This is a genomic window from Nocardioides cavernaquae (assembly GCF_003600895.1).
In the GTDB taxonomy this organism is placed as follows: Bacteria; Actinomycetota; Actinomycetes; order Propionibacteriales; family Nocardioidaceae; genus Nocardioides; species Nocardioides cavernaquae.
The window spans coordinates 567,929-590,110 of record NZ_QYRP01000002.1 but is presented as its reverse complement, the minus strand read 5'-3'; the positions used below and the strand labels follow the sequence as shown (position 1 = coordinate 590,110).

Sequence of the window (22,182 nt, the reverse complement as noted above, 5' to 3'; positions counted from 1 at the left end):
CGGGCCCGGTCGGCGGCAAGATGTGCGGGTGACATCCCTCCGCCCGCACCCCGTCACCGGTGACACGTTCACGTCACCCGTTTCCCCGAGCGGGTGGCCGGACGACCCCTTCCTGCCCGGAACGTCACCGGCGACTTCGGCTGCCGGTGTCCGCAACGGTGCGGACGCCGGCAGTCTCGCCGTCCTGGACTCCGGGGTGTCGGTGTGCCGGGCATGCCCACGGTTGGTGGCCTGGAGGGAGAAGGTGGCGGTGGAGAAGCGCGCCTCGTTCGCGGACCAGCCCTACTGGGGTCGCCCGATCGCCGGCTGGGGCTCCACGACGCCGCGCGTGCTGATCGTCGGACTGGCGCCCGCCGCGCACGGCGGCAACCGCACGGGCCGGATCTTCACCGGAGACCGCTCGGGCGACTGGCTCTTCGCGTCCCTCCACCGGGTGGGCCTCGCCGTCCAGCCGACGAGCGAGCATGCTGGAGACGGGCAGCAGCTCATCGACACCCGCATGGCCGCGGCGGTCCGCTGTGCGCCGCCGGACAACAAGCCGACGATCGAGGAGCGCGACACCTGCGCCCCCTGGCTGCATGCCGAGGTGGCTCTGGTTGCGCCGCACGTCCGCGCAGTCGTTGCCCTCGGCTCCTACGGGTGGGATGCCGCGTTGCGGTCCTTCCGCGCTGCCGGGTACGCCGCGCCCCGCCCGAAGCCGAAGTTCGGTCACGGTGCCCGGGCTGTGCTGACGGGTCCGGACGGTCGCGAGGTCGTGCTGCTCGGCAGCTATCACCCCAGCCAGCAGAACACCTTCACCGGCCGCCTGACCGAGGAGATGCTCGACGCGGTGCTCGGCGAGGCCGCCGCGCTCCGCTGACCGCTCGCGGTTTCACCGGCCGGCCGGTGAAACGGGCACCTGTCGTGCCGTGCACGCCACGACAAGTGCCCGAAACGCGCGCGAAGTGCGGGCGGATCAGCCCAGCGCGTGGGCGGCGATCGCGTCGGCGGCTCGTTGGGGCTGCTCCCAGAAGAACAGGTGCCCGACGCCGTCCCAGAGGTCGAGGGTCGCGCCCGGGATGGCGGCCGCGAGACGCTCGCCCGCCTCGTGCTTGATGACGTCGTCGGCCGTGCCGTGTACGACGAGGGTCGGCCGCTCGAGCAAACCGAGCCGCGAGGTGGTGTCGTGTGCGATCGCGGCGTTCATCTGCATGAGCACCACCGGGCCGGGGACCTTGACCGATCCGGCGATCTCGGTGAACTCCTTGAAGTGACCCGATTCTGCGGCGAAGCCGGGGGAGACGTTGGCCTCGAACATCAGGCGGGCCGCGGTCGCGACATCTCCACTCGTGGCAGCCTCGGCGAGCTTGCCGACACCCGGCGCCCAGGCGTCCGAGCCCTCGGCCCACGTGCAGCCGAGCGTCAGCGTCCGGACGCGTGCCGGGTGGTCGAGGGCGACCAGCTGTGCGATCGCGCCGCCCATCGAGATGCCGACGACGTGCGCGCTGTCCCAGCCGACGTGGTCCATGACCGCCACCGCGTCCGCCGCCAGGTCGTCCAGGGTGAAGCCCGACGCCGCAAGGAAGCTCTCGCCGATGCCGCGGTTGTCGAACGCCACGACGTCGAACTGCTCGGCAAGCGCGGCGAGGAACTCCTCGCTCCACATCCTGTGGTGGCCGGCGACGCCCATGACCAGCAGCAGCGGCGGGCCCTCGCCGCGGCGTACGTAGGCAAGCGGGCCGTCAGCAGCCTGCGCGAACTGAATCTGGGCCGGCGGGATCCGGCCGGACGGGAGCTCGGTCATGTCGGCACGCTAGCGGGCCGGGTGGGCCGACGGCTGCGGCGCCCCTGAAGCGGGACCCCCTAGTGTTGGTGCGCCCCCGTAGCCCAATCGGCAGAGGCAGCCGCCTTAAAAGCGGCCCAGTGTGGGTTCGAGCCCCACCGGGGGCACTCCGGCAACCTCGCCGGAAATCCGCGAGAGCCCGCGACGCATCGGGGGGATGCTGCGTTCGCGGGCCCTCTCGGGGTGTGGCTCAGAGGCCGAACTTCGCGCGCTCGGACTCCGGCACCAGATCAACGTACCCGGGGTTCTTCGAGATGAAACCCCGCACGTAGGGGCAGAACGGCAAGACCGCGAGTCCGCGCTTGCGGACGTCGTCCAGGGTCTCGGTGACGAGGACCTTGGCGAGCCCCTGCCCGGCGTACGCATCGTCGACCTCGGTGTGCACGAAGGCGAGGAAGCTCTCGCCGGGCTCGTAGACCGTGAATCCGGCGAGCGCGCCGTCGACGTGGATCTCGTAGCGGTGCTCGGTCGGGTTGTCGCGGACTTCGATCTCGGGGCTGGCCATTGACTTGCTCCTTGTACGTCGAGGGGCCGGGGTGGGCCGGTTCAGTGCGGTGCGGTGCGGGTGCGGGGCGGTGCGGGTCAGGCGGACTTGATCGCGGAGACCTCGAACTCGAGGGTGATCTTGTCGCTGACCAGGACGCCACCGGTCTCGAGGGCCGCGTTCCAGGTGACACCGTAGTCACGACGGTTGATCGCGACGGAGCCCTCGAAGCCGACGCGCACGTTGCCGAACGGGTCGAGCGCAGCGCCCTCGAACTCGAACGGGATGGTGATCGACTTGGTGGTGTCCTTGATGGTCAGGTCGCCCGTGACCTCGAGGGTCGAGCCCACGGCCTTGGTCGAGGTGGAGGTGAACGTGATCGTCGGGTACTTCTCGATCTCGAGGAAGTCGCCGGACTTCAGGTGGCCGTCGCGGTCGGCGTTGCGGGTGTCGACCGAACCGACCTGGATCGTCAGCGCGATGGCGGTGTCGTTGATGTCGGAGCCGATGGTCGCGGTGCCCTCGAACTCGTTGAACGCGCCGCGGACCTTGGTGACCATCGCGTGGCGGGCAACGAAGCCGACGCGGGAGTGGCTCGGGTCCAGGGCCCAGGTGCCGGTCAGGTCGGTCAGCGTGGCGGGAACGGTTGCGGTGCTCATGGGGTTCTCCTCAGTGGTGGGTTCGGTGGTGTTCAAGATGGGGAACATCGCCAGTGGGTGATGTGTCATCTACATCTTGCTCAACTCTGTGTGATGTGTCAACTATTCCCGTATGATGTCTTCATGACGACCGAGTGGCTCACCGACGAACAGCAGCGGATCTGGCGCAACTGGCTGCGCCTCAACCGCGAGCTCAATGCGACCCTGGCCCGCGACATGGCCGCGGCCTCCGACCTCTCGATGGCGGACTTCGCCGTCCTGGTCAAGCTCACCGATGTCCCGTCCGGTCGGGTCCGGATCTCGGAGCTCGCCGATGAGCTCGGCTGGGAGCGCAGCCGGGTCTCCCACCAGCTCAAGCGCATGCAGGGCCGCGGGCTCGTCGAGCGCTCGGAGTGCGTGGAGGACGGCAGGGGTTCGTTCGTCGGCATCACCGAGGAGGGTCGCGAGACCATCGGGGCGGCCGCGCCGGGCCACGTCGAGTCCGTGCGGCGCCTCGTCGTCGACCACCTCACGCCGGAGGAGTACGCCGACCTGGGCCGCCTGACCGACCGGCTGCTCGAGGCGCTCGACTGATTCAGGCGCGATCCTGACGTGATTCCGGACGATCCCGGCTGGATTCGGCTGGATCTGGCTGGATTCGGGAACGCGGGATTCGCCTCAGACGTTGTCATCAGTACCGCGCTGCCTAGACTGGTGGTGCACGGTGCGACCCGTCAGGGAGACGGCGCCCTCCAGGCCTTCACTAGGAGACCTCATGAACAGCAACAACCCGGTGTTCAACAACTCCCCGGCCTTCAACGGCCAGGGTGCGAGCACCTACGGCAACCAGACCTACCCCGGTGCGGGCGCGGCCTACCCGGCCCCCGGCCAGCAGTACGGCGATGCGTCGAGCTGGGGCACCGGCACGCCGGGCGCTCCGGTCCAGGCCGATCGCGCGCTGACGATCGATGACGTCGTCCAGAAGACCGGCATCTCGCTCGGTCTCGTCGTCGTTGTCGCGGCTGCCCTCTGGTTCGGCACCGGAGACATCAGCACCGCCGACGGCAACTACGGCATGCTGATCGGCCTCACCGCCGTCGGCATGATCGGTGGCCTGATCATCGGTCTCGTCGCCGCCTTCAAGAAGTCCATGCTCAGCCCCGGCCTCGTGCTCGCGTACGCCGCGCTCGAGGGCCTCTTCATGGGTGGCATCAGCAAGGTCATCCAGGCGCAGGTCGACAGCCCGATCGTCATGCAGGCGATTCTCGGCACGATCGCCGCCGCGGGCGGCATGCTCGCGGCGTACAAGTTCTTCAACATCAAGATCGGGGACAAGTTCCGCCGCGGCTTCATCGCCGCGTCGTTCGGCTTCCTCGGCCTGATGCTCCTGGAGATGGTGCTGAGCGCGTTCGGCAACGGTCTGGGCCTGTTCGGCGACGGCGGCATGGGCTTCGTCTTCGCCCTCGCTGGCCTGGGCTTCGGTGTCGTGGGCCTGCTTCTTGACTTCGACATGGTCGAGCGCGGCATCGCCGCCGGCGTCTCGCAGCGCTTCGCGTGGACCGCTGCGTTCGGACTGACGGCCAGCCTGGTGATGGTCTACTTCTACCTGCTGCGCCTGCTCTCGATCCTGAACCAGGACTGACGACTCAAGACCAGGTTCCGTGTAGCGAGCTCGACCAGCGACGAGCAGCCCGCCCGGAATCCGCGAGGCCCCTCCCACGTCGGGAGGGGCCTCGTGCCGTTCCAGGGGCCCAGGTGTCCGGGATCGGCGATGTGGGCCCTCGGGCAAGGGCCGGAGGTCAGGCGGGCTCGAGCTCGCTGTCGGGCGACTCGGACTCGATGTGCGGCTGGCGGCGACGGTGCCGCAGCTCGACCAGCTTGCCGCGTACGCCGCGACGTGCGGAGGCGGTGCCGTCGAGCTCGGTGCCCGGGGTGCGGGCGGCCTCGGTGGCCGCGCGGGAGAGCAGCAGGACGCCTTCGCCGCGGCCGGCCACCGGCGCGTCGTCGACGGGCGTGAGCCCGAGCGCGGCCAGCGTGGACGGAAGAAGCACCGCGGCGAGGTGCTCGTAGCCCTCGGCAGACGGGTGGAACTGGTCCGGGCCGAAGAGGTCGAGCGGACGGGCGTCGAACTCGGGACCGAGGATCGACCCCAGGGACACCGAGCGGCCGTTGGCCTGGACGACGGCCACGGCCTGGGCCGCCGCGAGCCGGCGCGACATCACGCGCGCCCACTGGCGCAACGGCGGGTTGATCGGGCGCACGGTGCCCAGGTCGGGACACGTGCCGAAGACGATCTGGATGCCGGCTGCGCGGAGCCGGCCGAGACAGGGCTCGAGGTGCTCGACGGACCGGGCCGGGGTCACGCCGTGGGTGACGTCGTTGCCGCCGATGGAGATCACGACGACGTCCGGCTCGATCGGCAGCGCACGCTCGACCTGGTCCATCAGGTCCGAGGTCTGCGCCCCGACGACCGCGAACGAGCCGAGGTAGACCCGGCGGTCGGCGTACGTCGAGATGCCGGTGCCGAGGTGGGCGCCGGGCGTGTCCTCGACCCGGTCGACGCCGTAGCCGGCGGCGCCGGAGTCGCCGAGCAGGGCGACCTTGATCGCGGGGCCCGGGCGTCGGCGGCCGTACCACCCCGAGGAGTTGGGGGGCGGATCTTCCAAGGGGTCGCCGATGGCCTTACGGGCCAGCATGGCTTCAGCGCGCATGAGCCCGTAGACGCCGAGTCCGAGCGCAGACAAACCTCCGCCGCTCACTGCAGCGGCGGAGGCGATCCTGCGGGCGGTGTCCACTTTCCCCACGGGCCCACTCTACGGATCGCCCCGCTAGCCTGAGGGCGTGGACTACGCGAACTCGCTCCTGGACCTCATCGGCAACACCCCGCTGCTGCGGCTGAACACGTCGCTCGACGGGCTCGCAGGCAAGGGCCCGATGGTGCTGGCCAAGATCGAGTACCTCAACCCGGGCGGGTCCGTGAAGGACCGGATCGCGACGCGCATGATCGAGGCGGCGGAGGCGTCCGGCGCGCTCCAGCCCGGCGGCACGATCGTGGAGCCGACCTCCGGCAACACCGGTGTCGGGCTGGCGATGGTGGCGCAGTCCAAGGGCTACAAGTGCATCTTCGTGTGCCCCGACAAGGTCAGCGAGGACAAGCGCAACGTGCTCAAGGCCTACGGCGCCGAGGTGGTCGTCTGCCCGACCGCGGTGGCCCCCGAGCACCCGGACTCCTACTACAACGTGAGCGACCGGTTGGCCTCCCAGCCCGGCGCCTGGAAGCCCGACCAGTACTCCAACCCCAACAACCCGCGGTCGCACTACGAGACCACCGGTCCGGAGATCTGGAGGCAGACCGACGGCAAGATCACCCACTTCGTCGCAGGTGTCGGCACCGGCGGCACGATCAGCGGCATCGGTCGCTACCTGAAGGAGCAGAACCCCGACATCCAGGTCATCGGTGCCGACCCCGAGGGCTCCGTCTACTCCGGCGGCACGGGCCGGCCGTACCTGGTCGAAGGCGTCGGCGAGGACTTCTGGCCCGACTGCTTCGACCGCACCATCGCCGACCGGGTCATCGAGGTCTCCGACGCTGACTCCTTCGCGTTCACCCGGCGCCTGGCGCGCGAGGAGGCGCTGCTGGTCGGCGGTTCGTCCGGCATGGCGGCCTTCGCGGCCAAGCAGCTCGCCGAGGAGCTCGCCGCCGAGGGACGCGACGACGCGGTCATCGTCGTACTCCTCCCGGACTCGGGCCGCGGCTACCTGACCAAGGTTTTCAACGACGAGTGGCTCGCCCGCTACGGCTTCCCGACCGGCAGCGAGGACGCTGCGCAGAAGACCGTCGGCGAGGTGCTTCGCGGCAAGTCCGGCCAGCTGCCCGACCTCGTGCACACGCACCCGACGGAGACGATCGCCGAGGCCGTGCAGATCCTCCAGGAGTACGGCGTGTCCCAGATGCCCGTGGTCCGCGCCGAGCCGCCCGTCGTGGCCGCCGAGGTCGCCGGGTCGGTCTCGGAGCGCGACCTGCTCGACGCGCTCTACGCCGGCCACGCCAAGCTGACCGACTCCGTCGAGAAGCACATGTCGCCGCCGCTGCACACGATCGGCGCCGGAGCGCCCGCCTCGGAGGCGGTCACTGCGCTGGAGGAGGTCGACGCGCTGCTGGTCCAGGAGGACGGCAAGCCCGTCGGCGTCGTCACCCGGCAGGACTTCCTGGCCTACATCGCGCGCGGCCGGTCCTAGCCCCGCCTGATGGATCTCGACGTCACGGTCGTCATCCTGCTGGTCGTGGCCGGGCTCTCCGCGGGCTTCGTCGACGCGGTCGTCGGCGGTGGCGGGCTGATCCAGCTCCCCGCGCTGGTGGTCGGCCTGCCGGGTGCGTCTCCTGTGCAGCTGCTCGCCACGAACAAGCTCGCCTCGATCTGCGGCACGAGCGTCAGCTCGGCGACGTACTACCGTCGTGTCCGGCCGCACCCGGGCACCTTCGTGCCGCTGATGATCTGCGCCTTCATCGGCTCGCTCGCGGGGGCACTGCTCGCCTCGCAGATACCGCGTGAGGCGTTCGAGCCGATCGTGCTCGTGGCGCTCCTGGTCATCGGCGCGTGGGTGCTGTTCCGGCCATCGGTGGGCGGCGAGACGGAGCTCAAGTACGCCGACCGCCGCCACCTGGCCGGTGCGATGCTGATCGGCCTCGTCATCGGTGCGTACGACGGAGCGCTCGGCCCCGGCACCGGCTCGTTCTTCGTGGTGACGCTGGTCGGGCTGCTCGGCTACTCGTTCCTCGAGGCGTCCGCCAAGGCCCGGATGGCCAACTGGGCAACGAACCTCGCGGCGCTCGTGGTCTTCGTTCCGCAGGGCGCTGTGCTGTGGGGGATTGGGCTGGCGATGGGTGTGGCCAACCTGGTCGGGGGCTATCTGGGCGCCCGGGTGGCGGTGTCGAAGGGAGCCGGCTTCGTGCGGGTCTTCTTCATCCTCGTCGTCGGCGCCTTCATCGTGCGGATCGGCGGCGACGTCCTCGGCTGGTGGGGCTGACCCCGCCGGTCAGCCCGGGGCAGTGCGCCGCGTTCGCTCAGTCGACGTCGACGAGCTTGCTGCGGCTGGTGTGGCCGCGCACGATCTCGATCCGTGACTTCGGCACCCCGAGGTGATCGGACAGGAGCCGGATCACGGCGTCGTTTGCGGCACCATCCACCGCACGCTCACGGACGAAGAGGACCAGTGTGCCGTCATCGCTGACTTCGACCAGGGGGCCCTTCCTCGAGCCGGGCTTCACGGTGATGCCGTAGCGCGCCATCGCCGTCAGTGCACCCGCGCGTCAGGCCTGGTGGCCGTGCTGGCGGAACGCGGTGGGGCCGCGGTCGACGGGCCGTCCCTCGTTGACCACGGGAGCCACGTCGGGCAGGTCGCCGTCGACGTACACCCAGTGCCCGGCGCGCTTGGAGAACCGGCTGCGCTCGTGCATCTCGTCGTTGCCCCGCGGGGTGCGCAGGCGGGCGGTGAACTCGACCACGCCGAGGTCGTCGTCGGTGCCGCCCGCGACGAGGTCGTCGATGGTCAGCCCCACGAAGGTGATGCCCGGCGCAGGCGAGACGTCGGCTGGCCGCGTCTTCGGGTGCCACGTCCGGAACACGTAGTCCAGCTCTCCGAGCGAGTACGCCGCGTAGCGCGACCGCATCAGCTCCTCCGCCGTGCGGGCCTCGGCGGCACCACTGATCAGCCGACCACAGCAGACGCCGTAGTTCGACCCGGTGCCGCACGGGCAGAGGCGGGGGTAATCGGTGAAGGACATCACAGGAAGCCTAGGACCTTCCGCGGAATCCGTCACACCTGAGGTCCCGCCGCTGTCGTGGCGCGCCGTCGGGATAGCGTGCGGACGTGTCCGGTCTGCCTCGAGTGTCGCGTCCTCGCCGCCCCAGCCTCAGCCACCGCGTCGTGGCGTTCGCGCTGCCGCGGCTCAACCCGAAGGTCGTCGTCACCGACGCCGAGAAGCTCCGGTCGGTGCTGATCCGCAAGAACAGGGAGCGGGCGACGACGCCGCCCGAGTGGCTCTCGAAGGACTGGGACGTCGCGGTCGAGGACATCGGGTTCCCGGTGCACGTTGCGACCCCGAAGTCGGGGACCTGGTCGCGCACGGTGGTCCACCTGCACGGGGGCTCCTTCACCGCGATCGCGCACCCGCAGCAGTGGAAGTGGGCGGCGAAGCTCGCGGCTGCCACCGACGCGCGGCTCGTGTTCCCGGCGTACCCGCTCGCACCCGAGCACACCTGGCGGGACTCGATCCCTGCGTTGACCTCCTACGTCGCGCGTCTCTGCGCCGAGGGCGAGGTCGTGCTCGGTGGCGACTCGGCCGGTGGCGGGCTGGCGCTCGCCGTCGCCTTGGGCGTCCGCGATCTCGGGGGAGCGCAGCCGTCACGCCTCGTGCTGATCGCGCCCTGGGGAGACCTCACGCGGTCGGCTCCGGGCACCGAGGAGGCCGCAGCGCGCGACCCGTGGCTCTCGATCGACAACCACGACATCTACGCGCTCTTCTGGGCCGGTTCCGCTGACGATCTCGCGCGGCCCGAGGTCTCGCCCGCCCTTGCGGGCCTCGAGGGGCTGCCCCGCACGCTGCTCTTCTGCGGCACCCACGACATGCTCTACGCCGGCTCGGTCGCCCTGGCCGATCGTGCGGCGCAGGTGGGCTGGGACCTGGAGTTCGTGGTCGGGCACGGACTGCTGCACGTCTATCCGATCCTGCCGATCAGTGAGGCGCGGGCAGCGCTGAGGAAGACCGTCCGCTTCATCACCGGTTGAGCCGGACCCAAATAAGGTGAAGACTTTTCGTCGGCATGTGACGAAAAGTCTTCACCCTCGTGGCTGCCTCAGGTCAGGCGCGGTCACCAGTAGTGCGCGCGCCCGCCGATGGGCCGGCCCGCGGCACCGAGAATCCACAGCACGGCTCCGACCAGGACCAGGATGATGCCGAGCGTCCACAGGATCGAGATGTCGAGGACAGCTCCGAGAATCAGAAGGACGATGCCGAGCACGATCATGGGCGTTCCTTTCTCCGGCGTCGGAAGACCGACGGCGTCGCGGAATGCGACGAGTGTCCGGTACCCCGAAACGTCAGGAATCATGACTGCCCAGACCGCGGCCCCTGAAGATGACGGTCCGGTTCATTGCCGGTCAGTCCGGCTGAACCCTGGCGTAGACGGTCTCGCGGCTCTCCCCGGTGAGTTCAGCGACTTCCTCGATGAGGCGGTTCGCCATCCCGAACAAGCTCAGTGCCGTCTGCTCTGGGGCGTTCTGCGCCAGCTCCGTGATCAGGTTGACGGCATGGGGATCGTCGAGGTCAGCGCCAGAGGCCCGAAACGCTTCGCGGAGCGCCAGACCTTGCTCGCGGAGCGCGTTTCGCGCGTTTGCTCGGAGGATGCGCTTCTGGGTCATGGGCCCAGTATCGACGGTCGCTCGGACTTTGGTCCGGCAGGGACCTTGGCGGCCGGGGCAGCTCCGGGGGCAGCTCTGCGGCAGCTGCGGGTCAGTACGTCACCGAGCGGGCGCAGGCCGTCTCGCCGTCCTCGCCCAGGTGCGGGGGCTTCGTGACGGGGACGGTGATCAGGAGGAGCCGGTGCACCACGCCGTCGACCTCCACGGTGCGGCTGCCCGAACCGACCGGTCGGGAGGTGTTCTCGTCGGCGTACGCCGTGACTGTCACGGTCAACTGTCCGGCCCGGGGCGCCGTGCCGTCGATCCTGATCCTTGCCTCGACGGTCCGGCTCACCGGGTCGTAGGCACAGCTCGGCTGCCCTTCGCTGCCGCCCCAGTCCACCGTGAGCCCGACGCTCGGTCCGTCACCGGCGGGAGGACCATCGTCGATGGCCCCGTAGAGGGTGATCCCAGCGACGGCCGCGACGAGCAGCACGACCCCCGTCACCAGGGCGACCCTCCGCCACTGCAGGCGTATGGATCCGGGGTCGGGGGTCGTGCTCACGAGGTGGCGTCTCGCCCGGTCAGCTCGGGACCTTGATGCCGGTCGCGGAGTGGCAGCGGTAGCCGTTCGGGTTCTTGAAGAGGTACTGCTGGTGGTGGTCCTCCGCGTAGAAGTACGTCGGCTCCGGCTTGATCTCGGTCGTGATCGCTCCGTAGCCCGCGCGCTCGAGGACGGGTCCGTAGGCCTCCGTGACCGACCGGGCGACCTCCTCCTGCTCGGGAGTGGTGAAGTAGATCGCGGAGCGGTACTGCGTGCCGATGTCGTTGCCCTGGCGGTAGCCCTGGGTCGGGTCGTGCACCTCGTAGAAGGCACGCACCAGATCGGCGTAGGACACGACGTCGGGGTCGAAGACCACGCGAACCGCCTCAGTGTGGCCGGTCAGCCCCGAGCACACCTCGTCGTACGACGGGTGGGGCGTGGTGCCGCCGGCGTAGCCGACGGAGGTCGACCAGACACCGGGGATGCGCCAGAAGATCTCCTCTGCACCCCAGAAGCAGCCGAGTCCGAAGAGCGCGACCTCGAGCCCCTCCGGCACGTCATCAGTCACGAGCGGCGCATCGAGCACCTTGTGCCGGTCAGCCAGGGCGAACGGCGATGCGGGGCGGCCGGGCAGGGCGCGGTCGGGGGCAACCATCTCGGTCTTCTTGAAGAACATCAGAGCCTCCTTGCTCGCTCCCATTCTGCCGGGGCGAGCAAGGCGCGGCACTCAGGAGAGCCGGTAGAAGCGGAAGAAGCTGAAGCCCTCGATCGGCAGCACCTCGAAGCCCGCGAACCCGGCGTCCTCGGCGTACGTCTTCAGTGTCGAGGGTCGCATGACCGTGCCGGTGCCGACACTCGGCGGGCTGGACATCCCGTCGGGGAGGCAGACGAACAGGCTGAACCCGTACATCACCCGCTCGATCTCGTCGCCGTTCGGAGCGAACTCCTCAGCCACTGCCTCGTCCATCACGATCAGCGCACCTCCGGGCACGAGCGCACGCCGTGCTGCGGCGAGTACGTCGACCGGCCGGGGCATGTCGTGGACGCACTCGAACGCGAAGGCGATGTCGAAGGTGCCTTCGGGCAGGTCCGCCGCATCGCGGCACTCGAACCGGACGCGATCGCCCAGGCCCGCTTCCGCGGCGTTCGCGTTGGCCAGGTCGATCGTCGGCGGGTCGATGTCGACGCCGAGGAAGCTCGCACCGGGGTGAGCGGCGGCCAGACCGATCGTCGACCATCCCGCGCCGCAGCCGACATCAAGGACCCGGGCGCCGGGGCGGGTCAACACGTCCTGCACCGCGGGGACCACGGCGAGGGCAGGGGCCAGCTCCTGCTCGAACCACGGTCGGTTCTGCTCGGCCTGGGCCTCGCGGGCGTCGGTGCCGAGCTCGCTCCAGCTGACGCCGCCGCCGTTGCGGTAGGCCTCCAGGAGCTGCGGGAACACCGGGCCGACCGAGCCGAACATGCGCGCGACGGGAGCGAGATAGGCCAGCGAGGTGCCGTCGGTGAAGGCCTCCGCCACGCTGGGTGGGATGGCGTAGGTCCGGTCGTCGGCAGTCGTCCCGGACTCGACCGTCAGGAACCCGATGACCGCCTGCTGCTCGAGCCACTCGCGGGCATAGCGCTCCTGGGTGGAGGTGCGGTCAGCCAGCTGCCGGGCGGTGGCAGGCCCATCGTCCGTCAGGCTGCGATACCAGCCGAGCCGGTCGCCCAGATACGCCGACATGACCTCGAGCATGCCCAGCATCGAGCCGAAGAAGCGCTCGCCGAACTCGTCGACCGATTGCTGTGATGCGTCCATCTCCCCACTATGTCGAGTGGGCCGTGGTCTGGGGAGGGGTTGGGGACAATCACTCTGATCATCGTCCGGGTTTCACAACGCCTGCGGGCTAGGCTCGCGAGCGTGACCCAGGAACATGCCCAGAAGGGCGGCTTCGAGACCCGCGCCATCCACGCCGGCTACGAGCCCGATGCGACCACTGGAGCGGTGATCCCGCCCATCTACGCGACGTCGACCTACAAGCAGGACGGGGTCGGCGGACTGCGTGGCGGCTACGAGTACAGCCGCTCCGCCAACCCGACCCGCACAGCACTCGAAGGCGTGCTCGCTGCGGTCGAGGACGGCGAGCGCGGTTTCGCCTTCGCCAGCGGGCTGGCTGCTGAGGACACGATCCTGCGCTCGCTGACGTCGCCGGGCGATCACGCGGTCATCCCGGACGACGCCTACGGGGGCACGTTCCGGCTCTTCGACAAGGTCGCGAAGCCGTGGGGCCTCGAGCACACGCCTGCCGCCATCGATGACATCGACGCGGTCCGCGCAGCGATCCGCCCCGGCCAGACGAAGCTGGTCTGGGTCGAGACGCCGACCAACCCGATGCTCACGATCGGCGACATCGAGGCGCTCGCGGCGGTTGCCCACGATGCCGGCGCGCTGCTCGTCGTCGACAACACCTTCGCATCGCCGTACCTCCAGCAGCCGCTGGCGCTCGGCGCCGACGTCGTCGTGCACAGCACCACGAAGTACGTCGGTGGGCACAGCGACGTCGTCGGCGGAGCGGTGGTCGTGCGCGACCTCGAGCTGGCCGAGCGCATCGGCTTCCACCAGAACGCCATGGGCGCGGTGGCGGGCCCGTTCGACTCGTTCCTCACGCACCGCGGGCTCAAGACCCTCGGAGTGCGCATGGACCGGCACTGCGACAACGCCGAGAGGATCGTGGAGTTCCTGAGCAACCACCCGGCGGTCATCGAGGTGATCTACCCCGGTCTCGAGTCGCACCCCGGCCACGCGGTGGCGGCGAGGCAGATGAAGCGGTTCGGCGGCATGGTGTCGTTCCGGGTCTCCGGTGGCGAGGCGCACGCGCTCCGCGTCTGCGAGAAGACCCAGGTCTTCACGCTCGGAGAGTCCCTCGGCGGCGTCGAGTCGCTGATCGAGCACCCGGGCCGCATGACGCACGCGAGTGTCGCGGGCACCGACCTCGAGGTCCCGGCGGACCTGATCCGGCTGAGTGTCGGCATCGAGACGGTCGAGGACCTGCTCGCCGACCTCGACCAGGCGCTCTCCTGACCGACCGCTGCTCCGGTCACTCCGCTGGCCACTTCCGGCCCGCCGTTGGCGCGATGCGGCATGCTGTCGCTCGTGGGCAATGACGCTGAAGGCCGGGACCCGGTCAAGGACGAATCCGCACCGACGAGTGCGGCCGAGGAGCCGGAGCACGGGCACGACGCCGAGGAGACCGACGATCGCCGCACCGAGCGTCTGACCCACCTGCTCGCGCAGCAGTGGTCGCAGCTGCGCTCGGAGCGTCGGCCCGAGGTCGAGCCGTTCCGGACCGGTCCCTCCAACTTCTCCCGCGCCCAGGTGCCGTGGGGTCTCGACCTGGCCGCGGCGTGGTCCTGGCGGCTCATCATCATCGCCGCCGCCGCGCTCGGCACCGGCTGGGTGCTCAGCTACTTCGCGGTGATCACGCTCCCGCTCGTCGTGGCGCTGCTGATCACCGCGCTCGCGGCGCCCGTCGTCCGCGGCCTGGCCGACATCGGCGTGCCCCGTGCGTTGTCCGCGGGCCTCGTGGTCGTCCTCGGCCTGGCGACCGTGATCGGGTTGCTGACCTTCGTCGGCAACCAGGTGGCGCAAGGCGCCTCCGACCTCGCCGACCAGGTCGTCGTCGGCCTCGGCGAGATCAGGCGCTGGCTCAAGGACGGCCCGATCGACGCGAGCGACTCCCAGATCAACGACTGGATCAAGAGCGCCCAGGAATCGATCACCGAGCGCTCGAAGAGCATCGAGGTCGCGCAGCTGACCGAGTTCGGCACCGCCATCGGACACGTGTTCGCGGGCTTCTTCATCGTGCTCTTCTCGACCTTCTTCTTCCTCTCCGACGGTCACCGGATCTGGGGCTGGATCGTCCGCGTCTTCCCGCGCGCTGCCCGTGAGAACGTCGACTCGTCGGGTCGCGTCGCGTGGATCTCGCTGACCCAGTTCGTGCGGGCGACGGTGATCGTGGCCCTCGTGGACGCGATCGGCATCATGCTCGGCGCGCTGGCCCTCGGCCTGCCGCTGGTCCTGCCGATCGGTGTGCTCGTCTTCCTCGGAGCCTTCGTGCCGATGGTCGGAGCAGCCGTTGCGGGCCTGGTCGCCACCCTCGTCGCACTCGTCACCGTCGGGCCGCTGCAGGCGCTGATCATGCTCGGCGTCGTCATCGCGGTGCAGCAGCTCGAGGGCCACGTCCTGCAGCCGCTGGTCATGGGCCGCTTCGTGTCCGTCCACCCGCTCGGCGTGATCGTCGCGATCGGCTGCGGCGTGCTCGTGGCCGGCATCGCGGGCGCGCTGATCGCAGTCCCGCTGGCCGCGGTCGGCAACGCCGTGGTCACCCATCTCAGTCGCCTCAACGATCCGCAGTACGACGCGGCCGTGGACGCGATCGAGAGCGACCAACCAGCATGAGCGTGAGCTACGCCGACGTCCTCGCCGCCCGCGAGACGCTGGGGGACGTCGCCGTACGCACTCCGGTGGTCGAGTCGCGCTGGCTCTCGGACCTGACCGGCACCTCGGTGCACCTCAAGTGCGAGAACCTCCAGCGCACGGGCTCGTTCAAGCTCCGCGGCGCCTTCGTGCGGATCAGCCGGTTGTCGGCCGCCGAGCGTGACGCGGGTGTCGTGGCAGCCAGCGCTGGCAACCACGCGCAAGGTGTCGCGCTCGCTGCCCAGCAGCTAGGCATCCGCTCCACCGTGTTCATGCCCGAGGGGGCGCCGATCCCCAAGGAGCGGGCCACCCGGGCCTACGGCGCCGAGGTTGTCTTCGCCGGCCGGGTCTTCGACGACGCACTCCGGCGCGCGCTCGACCACGCCAGGGAGACGGGCGCGACCTTCATCCACCCCTTCGACCACCCCGACATCGTGGCCGGACAGGGCACCGTCGGCCTCGAGATGATCGAGCAGGTCCCGGACGCGGCCACGATCCTGGTCCCCGCCGGCGGCGGTGGACTGGTTGCCGGAGTCGCGCTCGCGGTGAAGGGCGTGCGTCCCGACGTGCGCATCGTTGCGGTCCAGGCGGAGGGGGCTGCTGCGATCGCGCCGTCCCTGCTCGCCGGGGTGCCGACGCCGCTCGCCGAGATGCACACGATGGCCGACGGCATCGCGGTCGGCTGTCCCGGTGTCGTGCCGCTCGAGCTGATCCGCGACTGCGTCGACGAGGTCGTGAGCGTCTCGGAGGAGTCGATGTCGCAGGCGCTGCTGAGCCTCGTCGAGCGCGCGAAGCTGGTCGTCGAGCCCGCCGGGGCTGCCGCCGTCGCTGCGCTGATCGAGCGCCCGCACGCCTATCCGGGGCCCGTGGTCGCGCTGCTCTCGGGCGGCAACATCGACCCGCTCCTGCTGGGCAAGGTGATCCGCCACGGACTCGCGTCAGCCGGGCGGTTCCTCAACCTGTCGGTGAGCCTGCCGGATCTTCCCGGTGCCCTCAACGGGCTGCTCACCGAGATCGCTGCGGCCCAGGCCAACATCCGCTCGATCGGGCATGACCGGACGTCCTCGTCGTTGCGGATGGACGAGGTCGAGGTGCGCATCGAGGCCGAGACCCGCGGTGGTGCCCACACCGAGGCGCTGCTGGCGAGGCTGCGCGCCCTCGGCTACCGGGTGCTCTGAAATCGCAGACAGTCCCCAACCAGTGGACCCCTATCCGTGCTGGAGAGGGTCCACCCGTCGGGGACTATCGAAGGGTTGCGTCAGCCGGCGTAGGGGACCGCGTCGAGGACGACGACCTCGAGGGTCTTGCCGTTGGGTGCCTCGTAGCCGACCGTGTCGCCCTTCTTGGCGCCGATCACGGCACCACCGAGCGGGGACTGCGGGGAGACGACGTTGAGTCCGTCGGGGTCGATCTCGCGCGCGCCGAGCAGGAACTTCTCCGCCTCGTCGTCGTCATCGCCCACGAACTTGTAGGTCACGACCATGCCGGGCTCGACGATGCCGTTGCTGGACGCGGCACCGACCTCGGCCTTGAGCAGCATCTGCTCGAGCTGCTTGATGCGGCCCTCGATCTTGCCCTGCTCCTCGCGGGCAGCGTGGTAGCCGCCGTTCTCCTTGAGGTCGCCCTCGTCACGCGCAGCGCTGATCTGCTCCACGACCTTCTGACGGATCGGGCCCTTCAGGTTCTCCAGCTCGGCCGACAGCTTGTCGAAGGCCTCCTGGGTGAGCCAGATGGTGTCCTGCTCGGTCATGGTGATCACTCCTGCATTCAGCGTGGGGGGAGTGCACCGCGAGCTGATCGCGCGCACCCATGTCGGAATCGCAAAGGATCAAGCGTAGCAATCCGACGCTCCGCAGACGCATTTTCGCCGGTCGGCCGCTCAGCGGGGGGTCGTCTGGCCCTTGGCCGTGCACCCGATCAGCTCGACCGAGGTGGCCTGGCGCTCGGTGCGGAACTCCACGCGGTTGCTGCCCTCGACCGGGGTGAACCGCTGCTCGCCCACCGTGGTCTTGTCGGTCGAGGCTGCCTGGAGTCGACACGTCGGATCCACCGCGTCGTCGGACAGCGTCACGTTGACGACCGCGACGGCGGTGTGTGCGTCGGGGATCGAGAACGACTCGATCTCGGACTGGACCGACGGGGTCGAGAAGATCCAGATCACCCAGGCCAGCCAGGCCAGGAACGGCGTCGCCACGACGATCGCGACGATCACCCAGCCACGACGCGGGCTCCTGGGACGCGGCGTACGGCCATAGCGGTCGGCGAGATCGGTCACGGCGACATGGTGCCACGCGCACCCTTCCCTAGAATCTCCGCATGCCTCCCCAGGAGCCGCTCCGGCTGATGCACGTGCATGCCCACCCCGACGACGAGTCGAGCAAGGGCGCGGCAAGCACTGCGATGTACGTCGCGGAGGGCGTCGACGTGCACGTCGTGACCTGCACCGGTGGTGAGCGCGGTTCCGTGCTCAACCCGAACATGGACCGGCCCGGGATCCTCGAGAACATCCATGAGGTACGCCGCGCCGAGATGGAGGCCGCTCGCGAGATCCTGGGCGTCACCCAGGACTGGCTCGGCTTCATCGACTCCGGCTGGCCCGAGGGCGACCCGAAGCCGCCGCTCCCGGACGGATGCTTCGCGCTCCAGGACGTCGCGGTCGCGGCCGAGCCGCTGGTCAGGTTGATCCGGTCGTTCCGCCCGCAGGTCGTCACGACGTACGACGAGCGGGGCGGCTACCCGCACCCCGACCACATCCAGTGCCACAACGTGTCGGTGGAGGCGTTCCACGCGGCAGCCGATCCGGAGCGCTATCCCGACGCGGGCGAGCCGTGGCAGGCCTCGAAGCTCTACTTCCACCACACGTTCAACCGGCCGCGCGCGATCGCGATCAACGAAGCCATGGTCGAGATCGGCCTCGAGTCGCCCTACGCCGAGCGGCTGGCCACCTGGCAGCCGGACCCGGCCTGGGATGACCGGATCACCACGCGCGTGCCGTGCGGTGACTACTTCGAGGTGCGTGACCGGGCGCTGCTCGCACACGCCACCCAGATCGACCCGGACGGGTTCTGGTTCGCGGTCCCGCTGGAGGTCCAGAAGCGGGTCTGGCCGCACGAGGACTTCGAGCTGGTGTGGTCCGACGTGGAGACCGAGCTCCCGGAGACGGACCTCTTCGCCGGGCTGCGTGAAGGATCGGGCGGCTGATGGGGGAGGATGGGGCCATGTTCATCGCGCACGTGCTTCCCCTGGCCGAATCCGTCCCGAAGGACGAGGACGTCGTCGCGGGGTGGCTCGGATTCTTCGTGCTGTTCGGCCTGATCATCGCCACCGCGCTGCTGCTGTGGAACTTCACCAGGCAGATCAAGAAGGCCAAGGCCGCCAACGACGCCGGTGTCTACGGCTCGGACCAGGACGACACGCCCGAGTCGTGAGCCACGCGGCCGGGGGCCGCAACTGGTCCCAGCGGGCGGTTGAACCGGCCGTCCTGGTGCCAGTTGCCACCAGTTCCGGGCGGGCAGTCGGGCCAGCCTGCTCGCGGCCCGCCTAGGAGCTCGACTCGGCGATCTGCTTGCGGACGTCGTCCATGTCGAGTCCGCGGACCGCGGTGATCAGCTGCTCGAGGCTCGCCGGCGGCAGGGCACCCGGCTGCGCGAACACCAGGATCTGGTCGCGGAAGACCATCAGCGTCGGGATCGACGTCACCTGGAACTCGCTCGAGAGCTGCTGCTGCTCCTCGGTGTTGACCGACCCGAAGGCGATGTCGGCGTGCTTCTCCGAGGCGGCCTCGTAGACGGGGGCGAACTGGCGGCACGGTCCGCACCAGCTGGCCCAGAAGTCGACGAGCAGGATGTCGTTGCCCTCGACCTCGGAGACGAAGTTGTCGGTGGTCAGCTCGATGGTGGCCATGCCTCCACGCTAACCCGTCGAGTCGAGTGCGCAGGCGGCTGTGTTCGCCACATGGCTGCGCACTCGACCCTGCCGACGGCTGGTTCACAGGGAACGCACAGGCTCCTCCGATGTCGTTGAGGTCTGCGCGCGGCATGCTGGTCGCATGACGAGTGCGCCCCTGACCCATGCCGACGGCAGCCCGCTCCGCGTCCTCGTGGTGGATGACGAGGTCAACATCGCCGAGCTGCTGAGCATGGCGCTGCGCTACGAGGGCTGGGAGATCAGCGTCGCGCACACGGGGCGTGCTGCCGTTGCGGCCGCGAAGGAGGTCCGCCCCGACGCGATCGTCCTCGACATGATGCTGCCCGACTTCGACGGGCTCGAGGTGCTCCGGCGCGTGCGGCAGCACCAGCGCGACGTACCTGTCGTGTTCCTGACCGCCCGCGACTCCGTGGAGGACCGGGTGGCCGGGCTGACCGCGGGCGGCGACGACTACGTGACCAAGCCGTTCTCGCTCGAGGAGGTCGTCGCGCGACTCCGCGGGCAGCTGCGCCGGGCGGGTGCGACCGCCCGACGCGAGAGCCCCGTGCTGACCGTCGGTGACCTGACGCTGGATGAGGACAGCCACGAGGTGTTCCGTGGCGGCGACGAGATCGCGCTGACCGCGACCGAGTTCGAGCTGCTCCGCTACCTCATGCGCAACCCGCGCCGAGTGCTGTCGAAGGCACAGATCCTCGACCGCGTGTGGAACTACGACTTCGGCGGCCAGGCCAACGTCGTCGAGCTCTACATCTCCTACCTCCGCAAGAAGGTCGACGCCGGCCGCACGCCGATGATCCACACCATGCGCGGCGCGGGCTACGTCCTGAAGGCCAGTGAGTGATGGACCTGTCCGTACGCCGCCTGGTGCCGGCCTCGATGACCGCCCGGCTGGTTGCCACGGTCGTCCTGCTGGTCGCGCTGGTGGGCCTGCTGGTCTCTGCGCTCACCACCGCGGTGCTCAGGGATCACCTCGCCGACCAGCTCGATGATGACGTCCGGGCTGCTCAGCGGCTGGTGATGGGCATGCCAGGCGGACCGGGGCGTGACCCACGCTTCGACAACCCCCGCGGACGGGGAGTCGGCACCCTGACCGCTGTCATCACGTCCGATGGATCGGCCGGTGCTGTCCAGTCAGGACTGACCGAAACAGCGCTCGGCCCGGAGGCTCTTCGCCGGCTTGCCTCGCTGCCCGCGAACGGCCGGCCGCAGACCAGCGAGATTGACGACCTGGGGCGTTACCGGGTTGTGGTCAGGGACCTGGGTGAAGCGACGCTCGTCAGTGGTCTCCCCACGACCCGCATGGACGAGACCATCAACGAGCTCGTCGGCTGGAGCATCGGGTTCACGGTGCTGGCGGTCGGCGTCGCGGGCGGCCTCGCCGTGATCGTCGTACGCCGCCAGCTACGACCGCTGCGCGCGGTCGCGCAGACCGCGCACGAGGTCGCCGGCCTGCAGCTGTCGACCGGCGAGGTCGGCCTGACCGCACGCGTGCCCGATCAGCTCACCGACGAACGCACGGAGGTCGGTCAGGTCGGCTCCGCGCTGAACACGCTCCTCGGCCACATGGAGACCTCGCTGGATGCGCGCCATCGCAGTGAGCAACAGGTGCGGCAGTTCGTCGCGGACGCCTCGCACGAGCTGCGGACGCCGCTCGCGACGATCCAGGGCTATGCCGAGCTCGGGCTCCGTGCCGATGCCGCGCCGGACCAGGTGCTCCTCGTCCTCGGCAAGGTGCAGGGGGAGTCGCACCGGATGACCGCTCTCGTCGAGGACCTGCTGTTGCTCGCCCGTCTCGACCAGGGCCGGCCGCTGGCGCGCGAGGAGGTCGATCTCTCGCGGTTGGCGATCGAGGCGGTCGCCGATGCGCGTGTGGTCGCGCCGGACCACCAGTGGCGCATGGAGCTGCCCGAGGATGCCGTCGAGGTGACCGGTGACGGTCCTCGGCTGCACCAGGTCCTGGCCAACCTGCTGGCCAACGCGAGCCGGCACGCCCCGTCCGGGACGACGGTCACGGTCGCCATCAGCGCAGCGTCCGACGGCACCCGGGTATCCGTCCACGACGACGGCCCCGGCGTGCCTGTTGACCTGCAGGCGCACGTCTTCGAGCGCTTCACCCGCGGTGACGCCAGCCGGACCCGTGACTCGGGTGGGGCCGGCCTGGGGCTCTCCTTGGCGCGTGCCATCGCGGAGGCGCACGGCGGCACGCTGACGCTCGAGTCCGTCCCGGGCGACACGACGTTCACGCTCACCCTCCCGTCCTGACGCCCCGGGGGCCGACCCCGGAGGAGCGTGAAGGCTTTTCGTCACATGCCGACGAAAAGCCTTCACGCCATTTCTGGCGGGCTACTGCCGGGCCCATCGCTCACAGGTGGGGCACAGGTTGTTCAGGGGAGGTGCCCAGCGGGGCGGTGTGTGCTGGGGGCACACCGAACGAGAGGAACCCCGATGAACGACAAGACCCCCGAGCAGCCGGCCACCCCCGACCAGCCGGCCACCCCCGACCGGCCGACCACCGCTGAAGCCCCTTCAGACACGACTGACACGGCTGTTCAGCCGGAGGTCTCCGCAGGGCAGCCCGTCGCAGGGGAACCCGCGACCGCGCCCGCGAAGAAGAACCGCCTGGCCTGGGTGAGCAGCCCGAAGGTCGCGGCTGCCACGGTGATCACCGTGCTCGCACTCGGCGGCCTGGGAGGTGCCTTCGCGCTCGGCCGCGCCACGGCGGGGCCCGACCACGGCGACCGGATCATGGTGCGCATCCCGGGAGGGCTCGATGGTCCGGGCATGCGGGGCCCCGGCGGCGGGTGGGGCGAGCGCGGCCCGAAGCTGGAGCGTCGCGGCGAGCTCCAGGACCAGCTGCCCGAGGTGACGCCCTCGCCGAGCGCGTCGAGCTCCAGCGAGGGCTGACGG

Annotated in this window: 28 protein-coding genes and 1 tRNA gene; 15 read left to right on the top strand and 14 right to left on the bottom strand. The window is 70.0% G+C overall.

Annotated features, from left to right (window positions below; translation table 11 throughout):
• Positions 1 to 28: 28 nt before the first annotated feature.
• A complete protein-coding gene (locus D4739_RS03050; RefSeq protein ID WP_120059195.1) occupies positions 29 to 859 on the top strand; it encodes a uracil-DNA glycosylase in 831 nt (276 codons plus the stop codon).
• 96 nt (positions 860 to 955) lie between these two features.
• Here D4739_RS03050 and D4739_RS03045 read toward each other — a convergent pair whose 3' ends face one another.
• Positions 956 to 1,783: an alpha/beta fold hydrolase gene (locus D4739_RS03045; RefSeq protein WP_120059194.1), complete on the bottom strand. Its 828-nt coding sequence runs from the start codon at positions 1,781 to 1,783 to the stop codon at positions 956 to 958.
• Positions 1,784 to 1,855: 72 nt separating this feature from the next.
• Here D4739_RS03045 and D4739_RS03040 point away from each other — a divergent pair.
• Positions 1,856 to 1,929, top strand: a tRNA-Leu gene (locus D4739_RS03040).
• Positions 1,930 to 2,012: 83 nt separating this feature from the next.
• On the opposite strand, the gene D4739_RS03035 is transcribed toward D4739_RS03040, so the two are convergent.
• The gene (locus tag D4739_RS03035; protein WP_120059193.1) at positions 2,013 to 2,327 is read right to left on the bottom strand and encodes a GNAT family N-acetyltransferase; all 315 of its coding nucleotides are present in this window, start codon (positions 2,325 to 2,327) and stop codon (positions 2,013 to 2,015) included.
• 77 nt (positions 2,328 to 2,404) lie between these two features.
• Positions 2,405 to 2,965 (bottom strand): YceI family protein, encoded by a 561-nt coding sequence (locus D4739_RS03030; RefSeq protein WP_120061706.1) that lies wholly within the window; start codon positions 2,963 to 2,965, stop codon positions 2,405 to 2,407.
• Between the two features lie 123 nt (positions 2,966 to 3,088).
• Between D4739_RS03030 and D4739_RS03025 the strand changes: the two genes are divergently transcribed.
• Positions 3,089 to 3,538, top strand: coding sequence for a MarR family winged helix-turn-helix transcriptional regulator (locus tag D4739_RS03025; RefSeq protein WP_120059192.1), 450 nt, complete (start codon positions 3,089 to 3,091; stop codon positions 3,536 to 3,538).
• Positions 3,539 to 3,719: 181 nt separating this feature from the next.
• Positions 3,720 to 4,586: a Bax inhibitor-1/YccA family protein gene (locus D4739_RS03020; RefSeq protein WP_120059191.1), complete on the top strand. Its 867-nt coding sequence runs from the start codon at positions 3,720 to 3,722 to the stop codon at positions 4,584 to 4,586.
• 157 nt (positions 4,587 to 4,743) lie between these two features.
• Here D4739_RS03020 and D4739_RS03015 read toward each other — a convergent pair whose 3' ends face one another.
• On the bottom strand, positions 4,744 to 5,748 hold the full coding sequence (locus D4739_RS03015) for an SGNH/GDSL hydrolase family protein (RefSeq protein WP_120059190.1): 1,005 nt from the start codon (positions 5,746 to 5,748) through the stop codon (positions 4,744 to 4,746).
• A 37-nt stretch (positions 5,749 to 5,785) separates the two neighbouring features.
• Between D4739_RS03015 and D4739_RS03010 the strand changes: the two genes are divergently transcribed.
• Both D4739_RS03010 and D4739_RS03005 read left to right on the top strand, forming a co-directional pair.
• Positions 5,786 to 7,183: a cystathionine beta-synthase gene (locus D4739_RS03010; RefSeq protein ID WP_120059189.1), complete on the top strand. Its 1,398-nt coding sequence runs from the start codon at positions 5,786 to 5,788 to the stop codon at positions 7,181 to 7,183.
• A gap of 9 nt (positions 7,184 to 7,192) precedes the next feature.
• Positions 7,193 to 7,972 carry a sulfite exporter TauE/SafE family protein gene (locus tag D4739_RS03005; RefSeq protein WP_120059188.1) on the top strand — a complete coding sequence of 260 codons (780 nt, stop codon included), beginning with the start codon at positions 7,193 to 7,195 and terminating at the stop codon, positions 7,970 to 7,972.
• Positions 7,973 to 8,009: 37 nt separating this feature from the next.
• Here D4739_RS03005 and D4739_RS03000 read toward each other — a convergent pair whose 3' ends face one another.
• Both D4739_RS03000 and D4739_RS02995 read right to left on the bottom strand, forming a co-directional pair.
• Entirely contained in the window at positions 8,010 to 8,234 is a 225-nt protein-coding gene (locus D4739_RS03000) for a DUF167 domain-containing protein (RefSeq protein WP_120059187.1), read from the bottom strand.
• Between the two features lie 21 nt (positions 8,235 to 8,255).
• A complete protein-coding gene (locus D4739_RS02995) occupies positions 8,256 to 8,729 on the bottom strand; it encodes a YchJ family protein (RefSeq protein ID WP_182920290.1) in 474 nt (157 codons plus the stop codon).
• 86 nt (positions 8,730 to 8,815) lie between these two features.
• On the opposite strand from D4739_RS02995, the gene D4739_RS02990 reads away from it, so the two are divergent.
• Positions 8,816 to 9,733 (top strand): alpha/beta hydrolase fold domain-containing protein, encoded by a 918-nt coding sequence (locus D4739_RS02990; protein WP_120059186.1) that lies wholly within the window; start codon positions 8,816 to 8,818, stop codon positions 9,731 to 9,733.
• 83 nt (positions 9,734 to 9,816) lie between these two features.
• Here the strand turns inward: D4739_RS02990 and D4739_RS16780 are convergent, their stop codons facing one another.
• The 5 genes from D4739_RS16780 to D4739_RS02970 form a co-directional block, all read right to left on the bottom strand.
• Positions 9,817 to 9,972 carry a DUF6131 family protein gene (locus D4739_RS16780; protein WP_182920289.1) on the bottom strand — a complete coding sequence of 52 codons (156 nt, stop codon included), beginning with the start codon at positions 9,970 to 9,972 and terminating at the stop codon, positions 9,817 to 9,819.
• Positions 9,973 to 10,105: 133 nt separating this feature from the next.
• On the bottom strand, positions 10,106 to 10,366 hold the full coding sequence (locus tag D4739_RS02985) for a hypothetical protein (protein ID WP_120059185.1): 261 nt from the start codon (positions 10,364 to 10,366) through the stop codon (positions 10,106 to 10,108).
• A gap of 91 nt (positions 10,367 to 10,457) precedes the next feature.
• Positions 10,458 to 10,910, bottom strand: coding sequence for a hypothetical protein (locus D4739_RS02980; protein WP_147384770.1), 453 nt, complete (start codon positions 10,908 to 10,910; stop codon positions 10,458 to 10,460).
• Between the two features lie 19 nt (positions 10,911 to 10,929).
• A complete protein-coding gene (gene msrA, locus D4739_RS02975; protein WP_120059183.1) occupies positions 10,930 to 11,565 on the bottom strand; it encodes a peptide-methionine (S)-S-oxide reductase MsrA in 636 nt (211 codons plus the stop codon).
• 51 nt (positions 11,566 to 11,616) lie between these two features.
• Positions 11,617 to 12,690, bottom strand: a complete 1,074-nt coding sequence (locus tag D4739_RS02970) for a class I SAM-dependent methyltransferase (RefSeq protein ID WP_120059182.1) — start codon at positions 12,688 to 12,690, stop codon at positions 11,617 to 11,619.
• Between the two features lie 102 nt (positions 12,691 to 12,792).
• Between D4739_RS02970 and D4739_RS02965 the strand changes: the two genes are divergently transcribed.
• The 3 genes from D4739_RS02965 to ilvA are packed head-to-tail and all read left to right on the top strand — an operon-like array spanning position 12,793 to position 16,526.
• Positions 12,793 to 13,953 carry a cystathionine gamma-synthase gene (locus D4739_RS02965; RefSeq protein ID WP_238473494.1) on the top strand — a complete coding sequence of 387 codons (1,161 nt, stop codon included), beginning with the start codon at positions 12,793 to 12,795 and terminating at the stop codon, positions 13,951 to 13,953.
• Between the two features lie 60 nt (positions 13,954 to 14,013).
• Positions 14,014 to 15,330, top strand: coding sequence for an AI-2E family transporter (locus D4739_RS02960; RefSeq protein WP_120059180.1), 1,317 nt, complete (start codon positions 14,014 to 14,016; stop codon positions 15,328 to 15,330).
• Entirely contained in the window at positions 15,327 to 16,526 is a 1,200-nt protein-coding gene (ilvA, locus tag D4739_RS02955) for a threonine ammonia-lyase (RefSeq protein ID WP_120059179.1), read from the top strand. Before D4739_RS02960 ends, ilvA begins: the two co-directional genes overlap by 4 nt.
• Before the next feature lie 80 nt (positions 16,527 to 16,606).
• On the opposite strand, the gene greA is transcribed toward ilvA, so the two are convergent.
• On the bottom strand, positions 16,607 to 17,098 hold the full coding sequence (gene greA, locus D4739_RS02950; protein ID WP_182920288.1) for a transcription elongation factor GreA: 492 nt from the start codon (positions 17,096 to 17,098) through the stop codon (positions 16,607 to 16,609).
• Between the two features lie 129 nt (positions 17,099 to 17,227).
• Positions 17,228 to 17,623 (bottom strand): DUF4307 domain-containing protein, encoded by a 396-nt coding sequence (locus D4739_RS02945; RefSeq protein ID WP_182920287.1) that lies wholly within the window; start codon positions 17,621 to 17,623, stop codon positions 17,228 to 17,230.
• A 41-nt stretch (positions 17,624 to 17,664) separates the two neighbouring features.
• On the opposite strand from D4739_RS02945, the gene mca reads away from it, so the two are divergent.
• A complete protein-coding gene (gene mca, locus D4739_RS02940; RefSeq protein ID WP_120059177.1) occupies positions 17,665 to 18,549 on the top strand; it encodes a mycothiol conjugate amidase Mca in 885 nt (294 codons plus the stop codon).
• Between the two features lie 17 nt (positions 18,550 to 18,566).
• Complete coding sequence (locus D4739_RS02935; protein ID WP_120059176.1) at positions 18,567 to 18,776, top strand: hypothetical protein; 210 nt, start codon at positions 18,567 to 18,569, stop codon at positions 18,774 to 18,776.
• A 112-nt stretch (positions 18,777 to 18,888) separates the two neighbouring features.
• Here the strand turns inward: D4739_RS02935 and D4739_RS02930 are convergent, their stop codons facing one another.
• Positions 18,889 to 19,251 carry a thioredoxin family protein gene (locus D4739_RS02930; protein WP_120059175.1) on the bottom strand — a complete coding sequence of 121 codons (363 nt, stop codon included), beginning with the start codon at positions 19,249 to 19,251 and terminating at the stop codon, positions 18,889 to 18,891.
• Positions 19,252 to 19,396: 145 nt separating this feature from the next.
• On the opposite strand from D4739_RS02930, the gene D4739_RS02925 reads away from it, so the two are divergent.
• The 3 genes from D4739_RS02925 (at position 19,397) to D4739_RS02915 (ending at position 22,179) form a co-directional block, all read left to right on the top strand.
• Positions 19,397 to 20,116 carry a response regulator transcription factor gene (locus tag D4739_RS02925; protein WP_120059174.1) on the top strand — a complete coding sequence of 240 codons (720 nt, stop codon included), beginning with the start codon at positions 19,397 to 19,399 and terminating at the stop codon, positions 20,114 to 20,116.
• The gene (locus D4739_RS02920; protein WP_220699332.1) at positions 20,116 to 21,537 is read left to right on the top strand and encodes a sensor histidine kinase; all 1,422 of its coding nucleotides are present in this window, start codon (positions 20,116 to 20,118) and stop codon (positions 21,535 to 21,537) included. The genes D4739_RS02925 and D4739_RS02920 overlap by 1 nt, the downstream gene beginning before the upstream one ends.
• 183 nt (positions 21,538 to 21,720) lie before the next feature.
• On the top strand, positions 21,721 to 22,179 hold the full coding sequence (locus D4739_RS02915; protein ID WP_120059173.1) for a hypothetical protein: 459 nt from the start codon (positions 21,721 to 21,723) through the stop codon (positions 22,177 to 22,179).
• Positions 22,180 to 22,182: the final 3 nt, after the last annotated feature.